Here is a 20,913-nt window from a genome sequence, read left to right as displayed (position 1 = left end):
CCCAGATCTCCTACTTCGGTTGTGCCAAGAACTTCGTGTCGAGCCCCGGGCTGCGCACCGCTTCGACTCCGCCGAAGCGCTGGAGGACCCGGCCGTCGGGCGTGCAGGCGGTGACCGTGCAGCGGACGCCGCCGGCGGTCGGCTCGGCGCCGTCGACGGCGAGCAGGAACGGCTCGTCGTCGGGCAGCGCGTCGAACAGGTCGACCTCCTCGACGCCGGTCGGCAGCACGGCCTCGCCGCGGTGGACTCGGGCCCACACCAGGACGGCCTGCAGCAGCAGGTCGGCCAGGACGGGGCTGTACCGGTCGGCGTGCCAGGCGCCCGCGGCGATCCTCGAATCGCCCAGGCGGGCGGTGAGGACCAGACCGGATCCGCCGTCGCCGGGGTCGAGCAGCTCGGTGATGCCGCGCAGCGACGGCCCGTGGAAGAGCGTCCCGTCCTCGTAGTACGGCACCGGCTCGCCGCTGCCCGGCTGCGGCAGTCCGCGCAGTTGCGGCGGCGCGGTCTTCGCCTCGGTGCGGACTCCGGCGCGGTAGCGGGGCCGTCCGGCGTCGTCGGCCATGACCACGTCGTACGAGGCCGCGCCGGTCGGCCGCACCGCCATGCTCAGCCGGGTCGGGGCGTCGTCGTCGAAGACGACGCCCTTGTAGACGGCGAACCCGCTCACGCCGCTCGCCTCCGCTCCGGGGGCGGCTCGGCGCACCGCGCCGAGCGCACCGCCGATGGCGGCGGCGGCCGGCAGCACCGGTGCGCCGCCGATGGCGTGGTCGGCGATCACCGAGTCGGCCGCGGTGGGCGACAGGTCCCGGTGCAGCACCAGGCCGTCGTCGGGCAGCGGCGCCGGTTCGGCCTCCGACAGCGGGGTGTCCGGGCCGACTACGCACACGGTGTCGCCGCCGCGCTCGGCGTCGAACTGCTCCACGAAGTGGCCCACGCCCTCTTCCAGCCCGATGAGGGTGATGCCGCGCTCGGCGAACATCTTCTCCAGTTCGGGCGTGACCATCCCGCCGGCCCAGGCGCCCCAGTTGATCGAGGTGACCCGGGTGTGCCGGTCGCGTCGGCGCAGCGCGCAGGCCCACCGGTTGAGGGCCTCGTTGGCCATGGCGTAGTCGGACTGGCCCCGGTTGCCGAAGAATCCGGCGACCGAGGAGAACAGCATCACGTGCCGCATCTGCTCGCGGGGCACGGCGCCGAGCACGTGCCGCAGCCCGGTGACCTTGGTGCCGAGCACCCGCTGCACCTCCGCGGCCTGCTTGTCCTTGACCAGCCCGTCGGCCAGGACGCCCGCTCCGTGCACCACGCCGGTGATCCGCTCGCGGTACGGGGCGAGCGCCTCGCGCACGGCGTTCTCGTCGGTGATGTCGACGGCGAGGTACTCGGCCTCGGATCCGGCCTCGCGGAGGTCGGCGAGCGTCCGGCGGATCTCGCGCTGCCCGGTCAGGTCGCGGGCGATCCGCTCCACCTCGCGCGGTGTCGGCTTGGCGCCGGTCCGTTTGAGCTCGGCCGCGGCGGCGGCCCGCAGCCCGTCCTCGGCGACGCCGTCGGCCCAGTCGGGCTCGTCGGCCAGCGGGGTGCGGCCGAGCAGCAGCAGCCCGGGGCGGTGGGCGCGGGCGAGGCCGGTGGCGCAGGCCGCGGTCACGCCGCGGGCGCCGCCGGTCACCACCAGCAGGTCGTCCGCGCCGGGCGGGGCGACCTCGACGCCGCCGGGCAGCGTGCCGTCCGGCTCGGCGGCCAGGCCGACCGTGTACCGCTCGCCCGGAGCGGCGAGGCCGACCTCGGTGAGGGCGGTCTCGGCGTCGTGCACCTCGGCGAGGAACAGCTCCGCGCAGGCGGCCGGGTCGAGCTCGGGCGCGAAGTCGACGGCCCGGCAGTACAGGTCGGGCGCCTCGACCGCGAGGGTCTTGGCCAGGCCGGGCGCGCCGCCGAGCAGGGCCCGGTCCTCGGTGGCCGTGCCGCTGAGGCCGAGCCTGCCGTCGAGGCGGGTGACGACGAGGTACCCGGCGCGGGCCTCACGCGAGGCCGTCTCGAGCAGCGGTTGCGCCTGCCCGGCGCGGAGCAGCGCATCGCCGAGCGCCGTGGCCTGGGCGTCGTGGCCGGTCGCCTCGAGGCAGTCGACGACGAGGTCGAGGCGGTCGAGCCCCTCGGGCACGGCGTCGTCGATGTGGACGGCCCAGCCTCGGGACCGCAGCGCTTCGGCGCACGGCTCGCGCAGGTCGCCGGCTCCGGTGACGAGTGCGACCGCCCCGTCCCGGTAGGCGTCCGGCACCTGGTCGGGCGCCGGAATGCCGGTCACTGTGGCGTGCAGCCGCCCCAGGCCGGGGGTCAGGCTTTTGGGCCGCCCACCACCTCCAGCTCGGCGTCCGCGGGGCCGTCGGAGGCCGCTCCGGCGACGAACGCGATGATGTCGTCCAGCGTGCGCAACTCGCCGAGCTGCTCGGGCGAGGCGTCCGCCGAACCGGGGAACCGGTCCCGCAGCGCTCCCATGATCTCGACGCGCTTGATCGAGTCGATGCCCAGGTCCGCCTCGACGTCCATGGACGTCTCCAGCATGTCGGCCGGATAGCCCGTCTTGGCGGAGACGGCCTCCAGCAGGACGTCCCGGACCGCGTCCGCGCCGGACTCCGCCGGCTCCTCGGCCGCGGGTTCGGGTGCGGGGGCGGGCTCAGGCTCGGGCTCGGCGGCCTGCGGCGCGGCGGGCTCGGGTGCGGGGGCGGCGGGCTCGGGGGCCCGCGCCTCCGGGGACCGGGCCGGTTCCTGCGGCGGGTCCAGGGCGGGCCGCTCGTACTCGATGCCGCCGGGCGAGCCGACCAGCATCGTCGCGGCGCCGTCGCCGGCGACGCTCCAGTCCGCGCAGCCGTTGCCGTTGCCGTTGTGGCCGTTGCCGCTGGGGAGCGGGACGCCGCTGTCCAGTCGGGCGAGGTTGCTGAGCACCTCGCTGGCCTGCGCGTGGCTCTGCCCGATGGCGACGCTGTGCTGCGAGACGGCGTTGATGCCGTCGACGACGCTGTCGCTCAGGCCGTCGCCGTCGCCGGTCTCCCGCTGCAGCACGCCGCTGAGCCGGTCGGCGACGCGGAGTTGGCCGTCGAGGTACTCGCGGTGCATGGAGAGGTGTTCGGCGGCGACCATGCCGGTCGTGGCCGGCCGGGCGCCGTATCCGGCGGACCGGTCGTCGTGGGGCCGGTGCGCGGGCTCGGTCGCCGCGGGCGCGGGGGCCGCGGCGGCGGGCGCCTCGGCCGGTTCCGGCGCGGGGGTCTCGCCCTCGCGGCCGGACTCGATGGTGTAGCCGTTCTCCAGCGCCTCCCGGTAGGCGGCGCGGCGGCTCTCGGGTACGTAGTTCACACCGTTCAACGGGATCGTTATCCCTTCCACCGGCGGGGCCGGTTCGAATGCTGAGGTAAATCGGTTGCAGTGGGTCATCGGCAGGCCGAACACGAGCAGGCGGGCGGCGAGCTGCTTGAGCGCGCGGTCCCCGTCGCCTTCGGGGCCCGCGTCGGCGCTGAGGACGACGGCGTCCTCGCGGTCGGCCAGGGTCTGGCGGACCAGACCCGACAGGACCGACTTGGGTCCGAACTCGACGAACAGCCGGAAGCCGTCCGCGTACATCTCCTCGATCCGCGGACCGAAGTGCACGGGCGCGGCGAGCTGGCCGACGAGCACGTCCCGGTTGGTGGTGATGCGCTTGCCGTAGGCCGCCCCGGCGGTGTTGGCGTACACCGGGACCTTCGGCTTGCGGAGCTTCGCGGTCGACACCGCCGACCGGAACTCTTCGACGGCGCGGGCGACGCGGTCGGTGTGGAACGCGGCGGCGACCGGCAGCTCCTTCGCGCCGACGCCGGCCTCCTTGCAGGAGTCGACGAAGGCGCGGACGGCGTCGGTACCGCCGCCGACCACCACCTGGTCCGGGGCGTTGACGTTGCAGACGGCCACGTCGTCGCGGCCGTCGAGGAGCTCCTCGACGCGCTCGGCGCCCGCCTTGACCGCGGCCATGGTGCCGGGGTCGTCGGCGTCCGCCGCTTGCGCGGCCATGGCGCGGCCCCGCTCGCGGGAGAGCCGGAAGAAGTCCTCGTCGCCGAGGCTCCCGGCCGCCCACAGGGCGGCCAGTTCGCCGTAGCTGTGGCCGAGCGTCCCGTCGGGGGCGAAGCCGAGCTCGGCCAGGTAGCGGAACTGTCCGGCAGCGAGCGCGCCGATCGCGGGCTGCGCGTAGTCGGTACGGCGCAGCGCGGTCTCCTGCCGCCGGCGCTCCTCGTCGTCGAAGGCGGTCGGCGGGAACACCACGCGGCCGAGCGGCTCGGCGCCTTCGAACCGGGCGGCGGCGGCGTCGAACGCGGCCCGCACCGGCGGTACGGCCGAGGCGGTGCGGGAGCCCATGCCGACGTACTGGCTGCCCTGCCCGGCGAAGAGCGCGGCCGCTTTGCCGCCCTCGGCCAGCGGCGCGAGGGCGGAGCGCCGGTAGTAGGCGCCGCCGGGCAGCGCGAACTCCTCGGCGTCCGGCCGGGCGCGCAGTTGCGAGGCGGCGGCCTTGCGCAGCACGTCGGCCTCGTCGTCGTCGCGGGCGACCAGCGCGAGGCGGGCGTGGTCGGCCGGGACGGCCTCGTCCGGGTCGGCCCCGGCCAGGGCGCCGTCGGATTCGATCGACGCCAGCAGCGCCTGCGGGTCCGCGGCGTGCCAGGCGTAGACGCGGGCGGCGGGTCCGCGGACGGTGAGCCCGGTCCCGGCCGGGTCGTGCTCTTCGAGCAGGCAGTGGAAGTTCGTGCCGCCGAACCCGAAGGAGGAGACGGCGGCGCGGCGGCGCTCCCGGGCGGGGTCGGCGATCCACGGTTTGGCCGAGGTGTTCAGGTGGAACGGCGAATTGGGGAAGTCCACCGCCTCGCGCGGCCGCTCGACGTTGATCGTCGGCGGCAGCACCTTCTCGTGCAGGGCCAGGGACACCTTGAGCAGTCCGGCGGCGCCGGCCGCGGCCTTGGTGTGCCCGATCTGGGACTTGACGCTGCCGACGGCGGCGAACTGCCGCTCGTCGGTGGCCTCGTCGTACACGTCGCGGAGCGCGGTCAGCTCGGTGAGGTCGCCGACCGAGGTGCCGGTGCCGTGGCACTCCAGCAGGCCCACCTGCTCGGGTCCGAATCCGGCGTCGTCGTAGGCCCGCCGGAGCGCGGTGACCTGTCCTTCGCGGCGCGGGGCGTAGATGCTCTTGAACCGGCCGTCGCTGGAGGTGCCCATGCCCTTGAGGACGGAGTAGATCCGGTCGCCGTCGCGTTCGGCGTCCTCGAGGCGCTTGAGGGCGAGCATGCCGGTGCCCTCGCCGATGAGGGTGCCGTCGCTGTCCTCGTCGAACGGTCGGATCTGCCCGCTCTTGGAGAAGGCGGGCGTCTTGGAGAAGCACAGGTACATCAGGATGGTGTTCTCGGCGTCGCACCCGCCGGTGAGCATCAGGTCGGACCGGCCCGACACCAGATCGGAGACCGCCATGTGCATGGCCGCCAGCGAGCTGGCGCAGGCGGCGTCGACGGTGCAGTTGGTGCCGCCGAAGTCGAAGCGGTTGGCGATCCGCCCGGCGACGACGTTGCCGAGCATGCCGGGGAACGAATTCTCCTCCCAGGGGGCGAAGGCCTTGCCGAACTTGTCGGCGATCTCCTCGGCGTCCTGATCGGTCAGTCCGCAGCTCCGCACGACCTCCTTGAGCACGGGTGTCTGGAGCCTGGTGGCCAGCGGCTGGGTCAGCGAGTTGGCGCCGGTGACGCCAAGGATCACGCCGCTGCGCGTGGAGTCGTACCAGTCGGAGTCGAGCGCGCCGGCGTCCTGGAGGGTCTGCTTGGCGACCATGAGGCTGAGCAGTTGCAGGACGTCGGTGACCTCCAGGGTGTTCGGCGGCAGGCCGAACTCCATGGGGCTGAACGGGACCGTGGGGACGAATCCGCCGCGTTTGGCGTAGGTCTTGTCCGGGGCCTCCGGGTCGGGGTCGTAGTGGTCGGAGACGCGCCAGTGGGTCTCGGGGACCTCTTCGATGCAGTCGACGCCTTCGGCGACGTTGTTCCAGAACTCGCCGAGGTCCCTCGAACGCGGGTAGAGCGCGCCGAGCCCGACGACGGCGATCGGGGTGTCGCTGAGTTTCCGGTAGTCGGTGCTGTGCTCAGCCATGTCGGTTCATGCCTCCTGGGACGAGGGTTCGGCCGCCGGATCGGCGGCGTTTGCGATGAGCTTCACGGCCACCGGGTCCTGAAGCATCGAGTAGTGGTCGCCGGGGACGCGTTCCACGGCGAGGTCGTCGCCAAGCTGCTCCCAGCCCAGCGGATCCGGGGTTTCCAGCAGGCCGCGGTCGGGCCGCAGCAGCGTCAGCGGAGCGCGCGCCGGGGGCGGGGCGAAGCGCTCGGCGAGTGTGTTGTTGCGGCGCAGGCCGTCCAGGTAGGTGTCGTAGACCTTGCGCAGTCCGGGCGGTTCGGTCCCGGCTCCGAGCACCCCGACCGACAGTGCCGTCTCGAGGACCTCGGTGAGCAGTTCGTCGATGTCGGCGCCCCGTTCGAGCGCGGCGGCCGGGGGCGGCAGGTCGCCGCCGCGTTTGGCGGCCAGGTACATGCAGAACCAGGGCAGCACCAGGTCCGGTCCGATCTCGTCGCCGTCCGGGGTGTAGTCGGGCACCGGCGCGATGCTGTCGAGCAGGACGACCCGTTCGGGCAGTTCGGCCTCGGTCAGCAGTGCGGTGAGGGCGTGTCCGACCACGCCCCCGAACGACCAGCCGACCAGTGTCCAGGGCAGGTCGAACAGCCCGGCGGCCCGCAGATCGGCCGCGGCCCGCTCGGCGATCTCGGGGACCGTGGCGGTGGTGCGGCCGCCGTCGAGGGCGGCCTGGAAGTAGGAGGGCTCCCTTTCCAGGTCCACCGCGTGCAGGGCCGTCTCCGGCCAGAGGGCCGAGGCGAGCTTGTCGTAGTGCGCGACCGGCAGCCCGCCGGGGTGGACGGCGATCACGCGGCGCTGGGGCCGCTCGACGTGGCCGAAGGCCCGCACGAAGGCGGCGGGCCGGCGCTCGCTAGGTCCCATTCGGCTCCCCGTTCTGTTCGCTCTGCTTTTCGGCGATGTACTGGGAGAGCTCGGCGATGGTCGGGTGGTACCAGAGGGCCGTGGTCTCCAGTTCGAATCCCAGCCAGTTCTCGAGTTCGCCGGAGAGCACGAGGGCCTCGGTGGAGTCGAGGTCGAATTCGTCGAAGAACTGGTCGGGGTCGACTTCGGTCGGCGCGACGCCGAGCTTGTGGGCGACCTTTTCGACCAGCCATTCCTGAACGGCCTGCGGGGTCAGCGTCTGCACGGGCATGGGTGCGATTCCTCTCAAGGTGGGATTGGCAAGGGAAGGTTCAACGGAACAGGTCGCCGCGTACGGCCTCGGCCGCCGCCGCACCTGAGTCGAAGGCCGATTCGTGGGAGCCGATGATGTCCGGGCCCATCTTCCGGGAGTGGAAATAGGACCCGGCGAACTTCACGCGCGAATCGGCGTGGTTGATCGAGTGGATGTCGGACTGCAGTTGCCGGGCCGGCAGGGAGAACACCGGGTGCCGGTAGGTCATGTCCTGGATGATGTGGTCCTCGCGGATCGGCACGCCCGAGTCGAGGGTGAGGAACAGGTCCTGGTCGGCCTCCAGGTCCTGCAGGTCGTTGAGGTAGTAGTTCACCCACGACCGCTGCTCGCCGTTCTGTCGGCGCTTGCCGTAGTTCCAACTGCGCCAGGAGCCCCGATCGGTCGGCATCACCGAGGCGTCGGTGTGGAGGGTGGCGCGGGTCGGGTTGTACTCGATCACCTCGAGCCGCCGCTGGGCGTCGTTGGGATTCTCGAACACGCGCATCGCGTCGTCGGCGTGGGTGGCGAGCACGACGTAGTCGTAGGTCTCGACCTCCGCCGCGCCGACCTGCACCTCGACCCCGTCGGCGGTCTCGCGCACCCGGGTCACCGGCGAGTTCAACCGCACCGCCACGCGCGCGGCGTCGAGCTCGCGCCGCACGGCCCGCAGGTAGCTGATGCTGCCGCCGGTGACGGTGCGCCAGGGGGCGGTGCGGCCGCCGAGTCCTTCGGCGCCGTGGGCGTAGAAGAACGCGATCACGGTGCTGGCGGGCATTTCCCAGATCCGCTCGGCCGGGACCGACCAGGCGGCGGTGGCGATCAGGACGATGAAGCCGTGGCGGAATTCCTCGGAGTAGCCGTGCCGGTCGAGGTATTCACCCAGCGGGATGTCCGCCTGCCGGCGGATGAAGTGCCGCGGCGATTCCTCCAGGAACCGCTTTGCCTCCCGCCACAGGTCGACGAATTCCTCCGGGTAGCGCTCGCGCACCTCGGTCTCCGACTTCTCGAAGTCGTCGGAGACATAGGCGGCGTCGCTGTCCAGGTCGAAGAAGCTGAACCGGCCGGGGTGGTCCTGTGTGCGCACGCCGAGGTCGCTGAAGAATCGCGTCAGCCTCGGATAGTGCGGTTCGTTGTAGACGATGAAGGCGGTGTCCAGGCCGAGGGTGCGGCCGCCGCGCTCGACTTCGATCGTGTTCGCGTGCCCGCCGAGCCGGGAATCGGCCTCCATCAGGACGACTTGGACGTCGTCGCGCAGGTGATAGGCCGCCGATACGCCGGCTATGCCACCGCCTATGACCGCCACTCGTTCGTTCATGTCCTGACCTCCGATTGCGCGTGTGCGGGTTCGCGAAACGTTTCGCGTCGTTTCTCCGGCCGATACCTTCGGCCGCCATGAATACAATTCAACTCTGTGGGGCTCGGTGCCGTAAGTGGGAGATGGCGGCCGGAGGCGGCTGTCAGGATTCGGCCACCCCGGTCGCTCCTCAAAGCACGAAAGGCGCTCCCCGGAGACGGGGAGCGCCATTAACAGTCGGAGTCCGAACCGGCCGGACCGGAATGCGGTTCAGTCGGGCTTGCTCGGCTTCGGTATGAACATCGCGCACGCGGCGCCGAGGAAGACGACCACCACACCGATCCATATCGCCGGGTGGAGCCCGTCGACGAACTCGGTCGCGCCGGCGGTGCTGCCATGGGCCACGAACACGGTGCTGAGCACCGCCACGCCGAAGGCGCCGCCGATCTCGCGGACGGTGGTGTTGGCTCCCGAGGCCTTGCCCGCGTGCTCGTCGGCCACCGAGCCGAGGACCACGGCGGCGGTGGGCGCGAACACGAATCCCATGCCGATGCCGGCCACCACCATCGGGCCGACGAGCTGCGAGTAGGCGGTGTCCGTTCCCGCCGCGAGGTTGATCCAGCCCAGGCCCACGCCTTGGAGGAAGAGCCCGAGCGCCATCAGGCGCCCGCCACCGACCCGGTTGACCAGCATCCCCGCTATGGGGGCGACGAACATCGGCATCAACGTCCAGGGCAGGGTGCGGATGCCGGCCTCCAGCGGGGTGCGCGGGGGCGCGATCTGCAGGTACTGGGCGAGCAGGAACAGCGAGCCGAAGACGCCGAAGTACATGGCTGCCGACACGACGTTGGAGAGGGTGAAGGCCCGTATCCGGTAGAACGACATCGGCAGCATCGGTTGCGCGATCCGCGAATCCCAGCGGACGAAGGCGGCCAGCAGCAACACGCCCACCGCGAAGGCGCCGAGGACGGTCTGCGAGGTCCAGCCGTCGGTCTCGCCGTGCACGATGCCCCACACGATCGCGTAGACCCCGGTCGCGGCCAGCACCATGCCGACCAGATCCAGCCGGGTGTCGGGCAGCGAGCTCTCGCGCAGCGCGATCAGGATCAGCGGCACGGCGGCCAGGCAGACCGGCACGTTGATCCAGAACATCCACTGCCAGTCCAGGCCGTCGACCACCGCGCCGCCCACCACCGGGCCCATCGCGATGGCCGTGCCGCTCACCCCGGACCAGATGCCGAGCGCCATCCCGCGCAGCCGCCGCGGCACGGCCACCGACAGCAGCGTCAGCGACAGCGGCATCACCGCGGCCGCGCCGACGCCCTGGAGCGCCCGGAAGGCGATCAGCTCCTCGCTGGTGTCCGACAGGCCGCAGCCGACCGAGGCCAGCGTGAACACGGCGATGCCGAGCAGGAAGACCCGGCGGCGGCCGAACCGGTCGCCGAGTGCGGCCCCCGTCATCAGCAGGCAGGCGAAGCTCAGGACGTAGGCGTTGACGAACCACTGGAGCTGCTGGGTGGAGGCGCCGAGGTCGCGGGCGAGCGTGCGCAGCGCGGTCGACACCACGAGGTTGTCGAGCGCGACCATGAACATCGGCAGGCTGCACGCGAGGATCGCCAGCCACAGCGGCGGGCGCTTGGCCTCCTGCTCCTGCGGTCGGTCCTCGACCGGTTTCGGTTCGGAAAGCGTCATGGGTGCGACTCCTGTAGGGAACTGTCGGGCACGGCCCCGCCGGCAGGCACCGAGCATGGGTCAGATCGAAGAGTCCGGCCAGGACAATTCAACCCAGACCGGCCGGGTGCCGTAAGTGGGAGAAGTCGGCCGGAAGCGCCTGTCATGATGCGGCCACCCCAGCCCCAGAGCACCGCGCCACGGAATGGCCGCCTTCTGAACCCGTGGATTCGAGCCACGAACCCCATGGCTCCCGGGACCGTAGGTCTTCCTCGAACTCGCGCCGCCCCATGACCAGGCCTTCGTCCTGAACCGACTTACGCCGTTCGTGCTGATCGAGTCAGGCGATATGGTCAAGCCTGGCCTATGTTCGGGAGAAGACCGCGGTGCACAGTCCATGAAGAACGCCTGTTGATCGGTGCCTCGGGTTCCAGAGGCGAGTCATGGCATGTTCCGCCTGTGGGGCGCAACGCTCCAAGAGGTATTTCGAAGACGAGTATCCGGGCCGGAGTCGCCAGGACCAGTGGTCGGCGTATAGATACAGAACTTCGGAATCCTGTTCGAAGACCACTGGACCATCACGAAGGTCCGCAAGCAGCTTCCAATCTTCCGAGTCGACCGTGACCTCGACCCGATCCGCGATCGGCCACGGAGACGTGCGCCAACCCTCTGCAAGGGTACGGACATCAGGATTACGCACGAAGGTCCTGTCGTGTTCGGCCATTGAGTGCTCGAAGAATCGCCGAGCGTCGGTCAAAGCGGCGATTCCGTCGAGGCGAACGCCGAGTTCTACATCGCGGTCCAGGCCGAATCGACCGTCGAAGTTGGCAGAAAACAGGGCACCACGCGTTCGATCGGCGATGACCCCTTTTGTGTGATTGAGAGTGCAAGGGTAGAGCTCGACGCCGAGATCCATGAGAGCGGATGCTTCTTCCCCCGCCTCCGGACCGCTTCTGGCACGCAGTAGCAACTCGACCGTGACACCTCTGGATACAGCATCGCGCAGATGATGGTGCAATAGTTCCGGTCTCCTGGTCATGTCGCTGATGTTGAACGTGGACAGGAGAATTTCGTCGTCCGCGGAGGCGATGAGATCGATGATCGTCGAATGTATCAAATGCTCGTCGTGGAATGTCCATATCAAGCCGCGGTTCTGCTGACGCGTCGTCGGAGGTCGAAGCGGCTGACCTGGAGACTCCGGCGTGCGGGGGGCGACAGTGCGTTCTCCGGTAGTGTCCATCTCCCATCGTGCGCCACTCCAGAGTCGGTCGAAGAAGTAGAGCGCCCGCTTGACCTCATCCGGATCAAAGATTGCGACCCCGTTCTCACCGGTAATGTCGAAGGCCCTAGCCATGAAGTTGGCGCTGTGCACCAACGCTGCTCTGTCGTCAACGACGGCGAACTTTGCGTGGCATCCAGGGTAGCCGCGGATCATGACTCCCAATCCGGACAGCGCTTCAAACCTCTGGCGTTCACGCATTTCCTCGGAGGGGACGGTGAGCGGGTGAGCCACCGTGCCGAGGTCCGGATTCTCAAGCTTTGCCTGGATATTGGCAATCACGCGAACCCCGCCGTTCAAACGCCTTGCGGCACGCAAGAGCGCATCGTGTAGCTGGTCATCACCGACGAGGAAACTAGAAAGACAGACAGCGTCAGTTGCATCGTCGATCATCGAAATGAGGTCCGCCCTCGTGGTGGATTCACCTTCAATGTATGTATGGCTATGCCGGTATCCGGATTCAGTCGAACCGATAGATCGGAACGGGGTCCGAGGCGGGCGGTCGGCACGGACGACGAAGAACCCGCCGGGGGCCGTCAAGGACCCCATGTCAATTTCGTCAGATATGGGCGTCTCCCGCGGTCCTTCCACTCAGATGTGCTCGATGAATTTCAGAGTGTCCAGATACTCATTGAATGGTGGGCGATCTGGTTCGAGCTCCCAGTATCGCTCCAGGCGATGTCTGATGAAGTTCTCGAACTTCCGGCTCTGATAAGCGTCGACATTCTCCGTACCATGAGCTAGCACGCTCCGGTTGCGCACTTTGATCTGGCCTCGTAGACCCTTCAACGGGTTCACTCCGGCCAGGTCGAGATCCTCCATTATCGGATCCTCCAACGCGTTCAGCAAGATCGCCGCGTCCATGAGCCCGACCGAAGCGGGCATCTGCGGTGACTCCGGGCCGTAGACGCGCGACACTATCGAGAGGTAGCGAGCCTCCAGATCCGCTCCCAGCATCGACCACACGGGCGACTCGCAATCGAATCCCGGCGCTCGCCGTTCAAGAAGACGGAACAGCAGGTGTTCGAGAGACCGGTAGTACAACTGGACCGCAAGTTCATGTTGTTCGCACCTGCGGTGGTGGCGGGCTGCTAGGAAGTAGCTCAGCGTCAGCTCGATTCCATTGGCATTGGCGACGAAAGCCGAAAGGAACTCCAACTGCGTCTCGAGCCGCTCCAGGGTTTCATACGACGGATGGAATCCGGGTGCATCCATGCGTTCCTGGAGAGCCGCGATTCTGCTTCGGAGATTCGCATGGTCGAGCTTGCTCCAGGCCCAGTAGCAATGCGCGAGGTCTCGCCCGAAACGGGCGCGCGCAGGCTCCACCGTCCTCGCTGCAATCTCTTCGAATCTCCGGAAACTGGCGGGAAAATCCCCATGTGCGAGCAACTCGCAGGCTTTGTCCATCTCTCGATCCATGAACAGGTCGGTCGGATTGGGGATGAAAAGTGGGTTCTCAGTGCCAGGTATGGGCTGCCGCACAGCCGAGTCGTACTCCCCATCGATATAGCACAAGCGCAGCTCGAGCTGAGTAGCGGCGAGAGCGGCCGCAGCGCTCATGATCTTCTTGCCGCCAGTGATGTCTATGACGGCATTGAACTTTCGGGGAGACCGCCGGCGAGTTCGTTCCACGTCGCCCCGGACTTGGTTGTAAATGTCAAGCGGATCGTTCGGGTCAATCTTCCGCACCTCGATTCTCGACGGAGGGCAGTCCAGGTGCTCCATGAGTGTGTCGATACTCTCTGGTGAACCCTCTGACTGGACGACCAGTAGGTGTTCGGGACGAAGCAGCTCGAACGTCACCACCGCCGTCTCGGGAGAATGTCCCGACAGGCTCACCAGGAGGTCAACCGGTCCGATCTTCGGGGGCCGCCAATTTCCCCTGATCTTCTTGATGACCAGCGGAAGTATCTCCGCGATCCTGAAGCGTCGTGCCTGATCGCTCGGCTCCTGATCGACGCCGTACGTCTCCTCGTTTCGGTGGATGCGCTTGAACTGTTCGTACTTGACGCTGATTTCGCTGGGCAACGGTAGTATCTCTCGTCATTCGGAGGAGGGACCGGGTTTGCGCAGGTTGCGGGTCGACGAGCTGTCAAATCCTTCGAGGCTTCGAAGCAACGCTTCGAGCTCAGTGACGTCGTCCTGATTCGGCCGCCCGGGTTTGTGGTGGAAGACCGCATTGCGGATGGTCCTGACCCGGTCGACCGCCTTGCCGAGCCGGGAACCGGGCATGCCCCAACCCATCTGCTTGAAGGTCTCGTCCTCCTTGATCAGGGCCACATAGTCACCGAAGGTGAGGCGTTCCCGCTGCTTCCACTGGGAGACCACCTTCCCGTTCCTCTTCTCATATCTGACCTGGACACGCCCGGTGATCCGGCGACGTAGCCGCGCTTCGATCTCCTCGATCATGGACAGCGGAAGCAGGCGCCGTTCATGTTCCTTGGCGATGTCCGCGCAGTTCACCGCGCCAGTCACCGCGCCGGTGTCATCGACGACACAGACGAAGCCGTGCTTGATAACATCTGAGGTCAAGCTGAAGAGCTTTTCGGAGGCGTGGACCTCTCTGGCGGGTCTCGCCACCTGACCCGCGAGCGTCTCAGGAGACGACTGCATCTCGCAGCAGACCTCGATCCAGTTGGCGCAGCCGATCAGCCGGCCCTCTTCGTCCGTCACTCCGACGTGGTCACGTTTGCTGCGCAGCATCTCGTCGAACATCCCCGTCACCTGCTCGTTCCAGTCCACGCAGTACAGCCCGTTCCGAGCGGACTCGATGTCGCCGATGTTGTAGCCGATCCCGTCGGCCTCGCCAGTGGGCCCGTGGTCGGGGCGGCGGATCTCGACCACCGTGGCGAGCTCACGGCCTCGCAGACCCGGCTCTACGACCAGGCTGTGTCGTTCGAGTTCCATCTGCACGCGCTGAATGATCGTGTTGGACAACGTGCGGGCCTGCCACACCGCGATCAACTGCCCGATAGTGACCCGCAATGGTCGATGGCGCGCTCTCCGGACGGCTAGGTCGAGGAACCATTCGGGCCCCCGACTGAGGTCGAGATCTCCTTCGAACGATGCGGCGGCGGGTGGCCGGGCGGTGCCTTCGAGGGTTGACAGCCGCTTGACCTGTCGTCGGACCATGGGCGCTCCATATGCGACCTGGAGGGTGGAGTAGGTCAACGATTCACTGTAAGGCAGTGGTTCGGATCTTGCAACCTCCCTCTTGCACTGAAAAAATGATCTTGAACAACCTTGGATTCGGATCTTCCAAAGACCGCTAGGTGTGAGTATGATGGACGACCGTCATGCTGCTCGTCATCTCCTTACCCCTCCGACCATTGGACCACTTCATGCCATCTGAACTCACCCAAGATCAACTTGACAAACTCATCGCCCTGATGAGCTTCGGCGGATCGGCTTCGAACAATGAACTGCGGCAGCGTTATCGATTTGCGCTGACTGGCGTGAAACGCACTTCACTGGTCAATGCCGGACTCATCTCCAGTGATCGCGCCAGCAGCCGCGATCCGTTCCAGCACGAATTGACCGATGAAGGACGGGAACTGTGCCGCGAGGCACTTGAGGCAGGACCCGCCGCCGGCGCGGGACTGGGTCACCGCATCCACCAGGGAATGCTCGAACGCCTCGTGCAGTTGCTGGAGGCCCACGGTATCGACGTGTTCGACAGCGTCGCGGCCGAACCTGAAGTCGCCACCAGGGAAAGCCTCAGTGCCGCATACTTCGAGTTGACTCCGAGCGCTGGCGAGTGGGTGTCACTCACCGAGCTCCGCTCGAAGCTTCAAGACGTCGAACGCGCCTCGCTCGACCGATTGATCCACGACCTGCACGTCGGCGGCGACGTCGCCCTTATCCCCGAGGAGAACCGCCGCAGCATCACACCCGACGACCGGGCGGCGGCGATCCGCATCGGCGATGAAGACCGGCACCTGATATCGATAGGACGGCCTCTGTGACGGCAGACCCCCTCGCAGCCCTAAGGGAACTGCGAATCATGTTCGCATCCACCCTCGCCCCCACCACGGACCAACTCTGGGACGGCATCCCAAGCCATACCGATGCGGTCAACCGCCATGTCACGGACGTGCTGCGGGAGATCATCGACTCGGTGGTCGAGCGAGGCGGCCACAGCACGGATATCTTGCCCCTGGTGGGCCCCAAGGGCTCCGGCAAGACCCACACACTGAGCTGGGGCGGACGATATGTGCAGGAGTCCGGCGGCGTCTTCGTGCCTTTCGAACCTGCCAGGGAACGCGGATTCTGGCCGAACCTATGCCTGCGCATGGAGAACGCCCTCGCTCGGAAGCACGTCAAGGCGTCCAGCCAGCGCCGATTCCTGCTAGAACGGATCACCGATGATGTCGGTCTCCCAACCGACGCCCGAGAACAGCTGCTGCGAGGCACGGCGATCGCACCGATCGACACCAACCGGTTCAATCAAGCGCTCTACCACCGACACAGCGAGCTCGGCACCGACGCCCGGCGAGCCGCGATCGCGCTCGCGCTCTCGAACGCCCAGGAGGCCGAGAACGCCGACATCGGCAGCGACTACCTCAAGGCGAACGGCGACTCCGCACCCGAGGCCCGCATCGAATGGGGACTCGGCGCAGGTGATCCAGACCCTCAGCGCATCGCCATCGGCATGTCGCAACTCATCGCTACGGTCTCCGGAATACTCATCAGTGTCGACCAGGTCGACGAGCTGGTCCGGGAGGCGGCCGGGAAAACCCATGTGCAACGCGACTCCACGATCGCGCCTCAGGGAGAGCTCATCACAGACCTGGGTGACGGGCTCATGGACCTGCGCCAGAACCTTCGCCGGGCGGCACTGGTCGTGGCCTGCCAACCGTTCGCATGGGCTCGATTCAGTTCATGGGCATCGGGAACGGCGCGGGACCGGTTCCACCCGGCCGTCAAGTACGGCGACCTCCCGTCGGGGGACGCAGCCAGGGATCTGACTTCCGAGCGACTCCGGATCGCTTTCGACAGCGTCGGTTTCGTTCCGCCGTATCCGACCTGGCCCGTCAAACTCGAGGCGTTCAACGAAGCACAGAATCAGTTTCGGCCCCGCCAGTTGCTCCAGAAGGTGCGCGACCACGTCGTGGATTGCATCAACCGAGGCACCGTGGTCGAGTTGGAGAGCTTCAAATCCTCGGGCACCTCCCCCGCTGAGCCGGAGACGATCGGTCCCCAAGCGCTGGCACCCTTGGACACGCGCTACGCTGAGCTGCTCGAAACAGCGGAAGTCGAGCACGCCTTCAGCAAGGCCGGCGAGGACTCATCCTCACCGGGCCTGCTCTATGAGGGCTTCACCTGCGCGTTGATCGAGACCGGAGCTACGCAGGGCTGGCAGGTCGTCAAGAATGAGCACTTCGAACCCGGTTCGCGTGACTACTCCGGTTGGCACGCCCAATTGATCCGGGAGGTGGACGAGACGAGTGAGGCAGTGGAGAAGTTCACGCTCCGCACTGTTACCGCCAAGCACTGGAAGGCTATCCAGAGTCGAGCCCGGAAGCTCGCGGGAGACGCGGAGCTCGCCTTCAGCGACGGCAGGCGGCATGCACTGCTGCTCAGACCTCAGCGGTGGAATCCGACTCCCACGATCATCGCGACCGAGAGAGAATTCAATCAGGCTGGCGGAACCATTCTGACCACAGACCTCACCAAGGACCTCCGCACCTTCTCGGCGCTCCGCGACATGAGGAAGGAGGGTGACCGCCACTTCGAGGCGTGGCTGCGGGCTCGGAAGCCGGCGTCCGGCACCGTCACAGTCCGCGCAGTATTCACTATGGAGAGCGGAAAAGCTGAAGAGGTGGCAGACGAGGGCCCCGATCCGCCCGCTCCGACTCGAATGATCAAGTTGGGCCGCGTGATCGAGACCGGTGCCGATGTCGAGCTGGATATGGCGGCACTGGCGAAGCACACCGCGGTGTTCGCCGGCTCGGGTTCGGGAAAGACCGCCATGCTGCGAAGACTCATCGAACAGTGCGCCCTCCGCGGCGTCTCGACGATAATCCTCGACCCGAACAATGACCTGCCCCGCCTTGCAGACCCCTGGCCCGCGCCCCCGGCGAATTGGGTCGAAGGCGACGCAGCCGCCGCGAAGCGGTACTTCGGAGACACCGAGGTCGTGGTGTGGACTCCCGGCCGCCAGACCGGCCGTCCGATCACATTCCGACCACTGCCGGACTTCACGACGGTGTCGGGCGATCCCGACGAGTTCCGGCTCGCCATCGATTCTGCCGTGGCTGTCCTAGCTCCCCGTGCGAAGGTCCACGGGAATACCCCCAAGGACGAGCAGCGTCGCGCCGTCCTCCGCTCCTCGCTCCGCCTGTTCGCCGAGACCACGCCGACCGGTAGCGTCGAGGACTACCTTCGCCTGCTCAACGACCTCCCGGAAAAGGCCAGCGCGATCGCTAAGGCCCACGAACTCGCCCACGAGATGGCGCAGACCCTTGAAGCGGTGCGCGTCAACGACTCGCTGTTCGGCGGTGACGGCCAACCGCTCGACCCCGAGGCGCTGCTGACCCCTTCAGCGGGCGGAAGAGCCCGCATCTCCGTCGTCAACTTGGTCGGGCTGCCGGAGGAGGAGGAACGCCAAGGCTTCGTCAATCAGCTCCAGATGGCGCTCTTCTCGTGGGTGAAACGGCGCCCTCAGGCGGATCGGCCTCTCCGCGGCCTCTACGTCATGGACGAGGCTCAGACATTCGCCCCTTCCGGCCGCTCCACCGCCTGCAGCCATTCCACGATCGCATTGGCTTCGCAGGCGAGGAAGTATGGGCTCGGCTTGGTCTTCGCCACGCAGTCGCCGCGTGGGATCCACTCGAATCTGGTCGGGAACTGCGCGACGCAGTTCTACGGGTTCCTCAACACCGTCGCCCATATCGAGGCCGTGCGCGAGCTCGCGCGAGCCAAGTCGGGAGCCGTCGCCGAGATCTCCCGCTTGAAGGCCGGCGAGTTCTACATCGCCAGCGAAGGCGTCCCGTTCCGCAGGGCCGCGGTTCCCATGTGTCTCAGCCATCATCCAGGCAGTGCGTTGGCCGAGCATGAGGTCTTGGAGCGTGCGGCACAGTCGTCGGTGCCCGGTGACACGCCGAGGATCTGAACACCGGACTCGCTCAGCCTTCGCGGTCGCGGAACACGCGTTCCTTTCTCTGCAAACGGAAGGTTTTCAGCGGTCGCCGACGAGGTGCAGCAGCGGGCTGGGCTCGCCCGTCCACGTGAAGACCACCTCGTCACGGGCGCGGGTGGTCGCCACGAACAGCAGGTTGCGGACCTTGTCGAGTTCGAGCTCGTAGCGCTGCGGATCGGTGTCGGCGAGCTTTTTGATCCGGTCGGAGGGGAAGTACTGGGCTCCGATGCCGCTGATGAGCATGTACCGGTATTCGAGGCCCTTGAGCCGGTGCATGGTGCCGACGTGGACGATGTCCTCGCCCAGTTGCCGCTCCTTGCTCAAGGCACCGGCGCCGACGCCTTCGGAATTGAGTCTCTCCACGATCTGCTCGACCATGCGCCTGCTCGGCACTGCGACCGCGACCGCGCCCGGCGGGTTCTCGGCGGTCCACGCCCGCACCTGCCTGACGATCTCGGCCAGCTCGGCTTCGGCGTTCGCCTGGGGACGGAACGCGGGCCGCTCCCCGGACATGACCGACCGGTATCCGGCGAGGCTGTCGCGGTCGCCGTCGAGATCGTCGGCGACCGCGTCGGCTTCGATGGCCAGCGCCGACCGCAGGATCTCCCTGGTGGTCCGGTAGTTCAGCGTCAGGCGGGTGGACCGGCCGACGATGTTGACGCCGAGCCTGCCGAGGGTGACGGGCTGCCCGTAGATCCGCTGGAACGGGTCTCCGGCGATGAACAGGTCGTCCGGCGCTTCCGGGGCGAGTGCCCGCAGGAGCCTCCAGTGGGCGGGGGTGAGGTCCTGGGCTTCGTCGATGACGATGTGGCGGTAGCGGTGGGCGCCGCCGGAGGACCGGTTCTCCTCGGCGATGGCCACCGAGGCGCGCAGTTGGGGCCAGCACCAGGCCTCCGCCTCGGCGAGCCGGGCATTGAAGCGTTCGACGAGTTCCCAGATGCGGGCCCGCTGTTCGCGGCCGAGCCGCCGGGGGCGCTTGACGCGGCGGGCCTTGAAGTATTCGGTGCGGCTGATGAGCAGTTGCGCGCAGATGACCTCGGTCCATTCGCGGTACAGGAACTGGGCGTCGAACTCGGTCTCGCCCTGCTCCAGGCAGAGTTCCTCCCACCAGCGTTCGAGTTCGGCTTCGCCGAGGAGCTTGCCGAGCTTGCGGCCGCTTTCGACCGCGAGCCGGTAGACGACCCGGTCGAGGTGCTCGACGTCGGTGGGTTTGCGCTCGCCGTCGTCGAGGAGCAGCGTCAGCTTGGAGTCGAGGTCGGCGGCGAGGTTCTTGGTGAAGGTGGTGAACAGCAGTCGCCCCTGGGAGGGGTCGAGATCCTTGGCGAGGCGGGCGGCTCGGTGGAGGGCGACCACGGTCTTCCCGGTTCCCGGCCCGCCCGAGACGCGCGCGGGTCCTTTGAAGGTACGGTCGATGATCTTCCGCTGCGCCGGGTGGGGCCAGACTCGCCAGGCTTCGAAGCCGCGCTCGAGCATCGCTGAGACGGCCTTGTCGGAGCTGGTGACCATGCTGGCGGGCCGCTCGATCGCGGTCTGGAGGTCGTCGGTGTCGATCGGCTCGTCGGCCTTGACGGGTGCGGTGACGAGTTCCTCGACCTGCTGGAGGCTCTGCCCGTCGTTGAGCGCGAAGAGGATCTCGGCGGTGAGTCTCGGGGCGACGCCGATGAAGTCGAGGAGCTGCTGGTCGGTGCGGATCTCCCGGACGGACGGCATGAGCGGCTCGGCGATGCCGAGGTCGAGGAGCTCTTTGTCGGAGAAGGGGTCGAACAGGCCGGGCCGGGGGGTGTCGGGTCGCGGTTTGGGGGCGGCCGGAGCGGCGGCTTCGACGGGCCGTTTCGCGTCGGAGACGGCGGCCTGGACATCGGAGTGGTCGACGACTTCGAGCGCGCCGGTGACGCGGTTGACGGCCATGTCGTAGCGCTCTTCGATGCGTTCGTACACCTCGCTGCGGTGGAGGACGGCGATCAGGGCGAAGTGGGCGTTCCCGATCCGGCACATGACGGCGCGGTAGTCGTCGGTGATCCGCGCCGACCACAGGCCCTTGTGGCCCTTCAACGGTTTCAGGCGGAGTCCCGGGGTGTGCATGTTCCAGCAGAACTTCGACTGGAAGTCCTCGAACCGGGTCCTGACGCCGCGGTCGAGCCGGTCGAGGTGCCGGATCGCGTTGCTTTCGATGGTCAGCGAGGCGCTCTCTCGTTCGGCCATGG

General features: G+C 67.9%; 12 protein-coding genes. 2 read left to right on the top strand and 10 right to left on the bottom strand.

All coding sequences use genetic code 11. The features are described from left to right. Nucleotides 1-10: 10 nt before the first annotated feature. From CUT39_RS03135 to CUT39_RS03095, 9 genes are all read right to left on the bottom strand, one after another. Nucleotides 11-2,293, bottom strand: coding sequence for an SDR family NAD(P)-dependent oxidoreductase (locus CUT39_RS03135; protein ID WP_198586835.1), 2,283 nt, complete (start codon nucleotides 2,291-2,293; stop codon nucleotides 11-13). Between the two features lie 29 nt (nucleotides 2,294-2,322). Continuing rightward, nucleotides 2,323-6,135, bottom strand: coding sequence for a type I polyketide synthase (locus CUT39_RS03130; RefSeq protein WP_100444514.1), 3,813 nt, complete (start codon nucleotides 6,133-6,135; stop codon nucleotides 2,323-2,325). Between the two features lie 6 nt (nucleotides 6,136-6,141). Next, nucleotides 6,142-7,032, bottom strand: a complete 891-nt coding sequence (locus CUT39_RS03125) for a thioesterase domain-containing protein (RefSeq protein WP_100444513.1) — start codon at nucleotides 7,030-7,032, stop codon at nucleotides 6,142-6,144. Further along, nucleotides 7,022-7,303, bottom strand: a complete 282-nt coding sequence (locus tag CUT39_RS03120) for an acyl carrier protein (RefSeq protein ID WP_100444512.1) — start codon at nucleotides 7,301-7,303, stop codon at nucleotides 7,022-7,024. Before CUT39_RS03120 ends, CUT39_RS03125 begins: the two co-directional genes overlap by 11 nt. A 40-nt stretch (nucleotides 7,304-7,343) precedes the next feature. Continuing rightward, complete coding sequence (locus CUT39_RS03115; RefSeq protein WP_100444511.1) at nucleotides 7,344-8,639, bottom strand: NAD(P)/FAD-dependent oxidoreductase; 1,296 nt, start codon at nucleotides 8,637-8,639, stop codon at nucleotides 7,344-7,346. A gap of 249 nt (nucleotides 8,640-8,888) precedes the next feature. Then, nucleotides 8,889-10,310 carry an MFS transporter gene (locus CUT39_RS03110; protein ID WP_100444510.1) on the bottom strand — a complete coding sequence of 474 codons (1,422 nt, stop codon included), beginning with the start codon at nucleotides 10,308-10,310 and terminating at the stop codon, nucleotides 8,889-8,891. Nucleotides 10,311-10,653: 343 nt separating this feature from the next. Continuing rightward, nucleotides 10,654-11,961, bottom strand: a complete 1,308-nt coding sequence (locus CUT39_RS03105) for a phospholipase D-like domain-containing protein (protein WP_198586834.1) — start codon at nucleotides 11,959-11,961, stop codon at nucleotides 10,654-10,656. A 198-nt stretch (nucleotides 11,962-12,159) separates the two neighbouring features. Next, nucleotides 12,160-13,596: a TIGR02710 family CRISPR-associated CARF protein gene (locus CUT39_RS03100; RefSeq protein WP_157930447.1), complete on the bottom strand. Its 1,437-nt coding sequence runs from the start codon at nucleotides 13,594-13,596 to the stop codon at nucleotides 12,160-12,162. 15 nt (nucleotides 13,597-13,611) lie between these two features. Continuing rightward, nucleotides 13,612-14,700 (bottom strand): hypothetical protein, encoded by a 1,089-nt coding sequence (locus CUT39_RS03095; RefSeq protein WP_157930446.1) that lies wholly within the window; start codon nucleotides 14,698-14,700, stop codon nucleotides 13,612-13,614. A 164-nt stretch (nucleotides 14,701-14,864) separates the two neighbouring features. Here CUT39_RS03095 and CUT39_RS03090 point away from each other — a divergent pair, with 164 nt between their 5' ends. Both CUT39_RS03090 and CUT39_RS03085 read left to right on the top strand, forming a co-directional pair. After that, the gene (locus CUT39_RS03090; protein WP_157930445.1) at nucleotides 14,865-15,533 is read left to right on the top strand and encodes a hypothetical protein; all 669 of its coding nucleotides are present in this window, start codon (nucleotides 14,865-14,867) and stop codon (nucleotides 15,531-15,533) included. 38 nt (nucleotides 15,534-15,571) lie between these two features. Next, the gene (locus tag CUT39_RS03085; protein ID WP_100444505.1) at nucleotides 15,572-18,682 is read left to right on the top strand and encodes an ATP-binding protein; all 3,111 of its coding nucleotides are present in this window, start codon (nucleotides 15,572-15,574) and stop codon (nucleotides 18,680-18,682) included. 66 nt (nucleotides 18,683-18,748) lie between these two features. Here CUT39_RS03085 and CUT39_RS03080 read toward each other — a convergent pair whose 3' ends face one another. Then, nucleotides 18,749-20,911 carry a UvrD-helicase domain-containing protein gene (locus CUT39_RS03080; RefSeq protein WP_100444504.1) on the bottom strand — a complete coding sequence of 721 codons (2,163 nt, stop codon included), beginning with the start codon at nucleotides 20,909-20,911 and terminating at the stop codon, nucleotides 18,749-18,751. Nucleotides 20,912-20,913 lie beyond the last annotated feature (2 nt).

Origin of the sequence: Glycomyces xiaoerkulensis, assembly GCF_002798405.1 — a bacterium.
GTDB lineage: Bacteria > Actinomycetota > Actinomycetes > Mycobacteriales > Micromonosporaceae > Glycomyces > Glycomyces xiaoerkulensis.
This window is presented reverse-complemented; position numbering and strand designations above follow the sequence as displayed.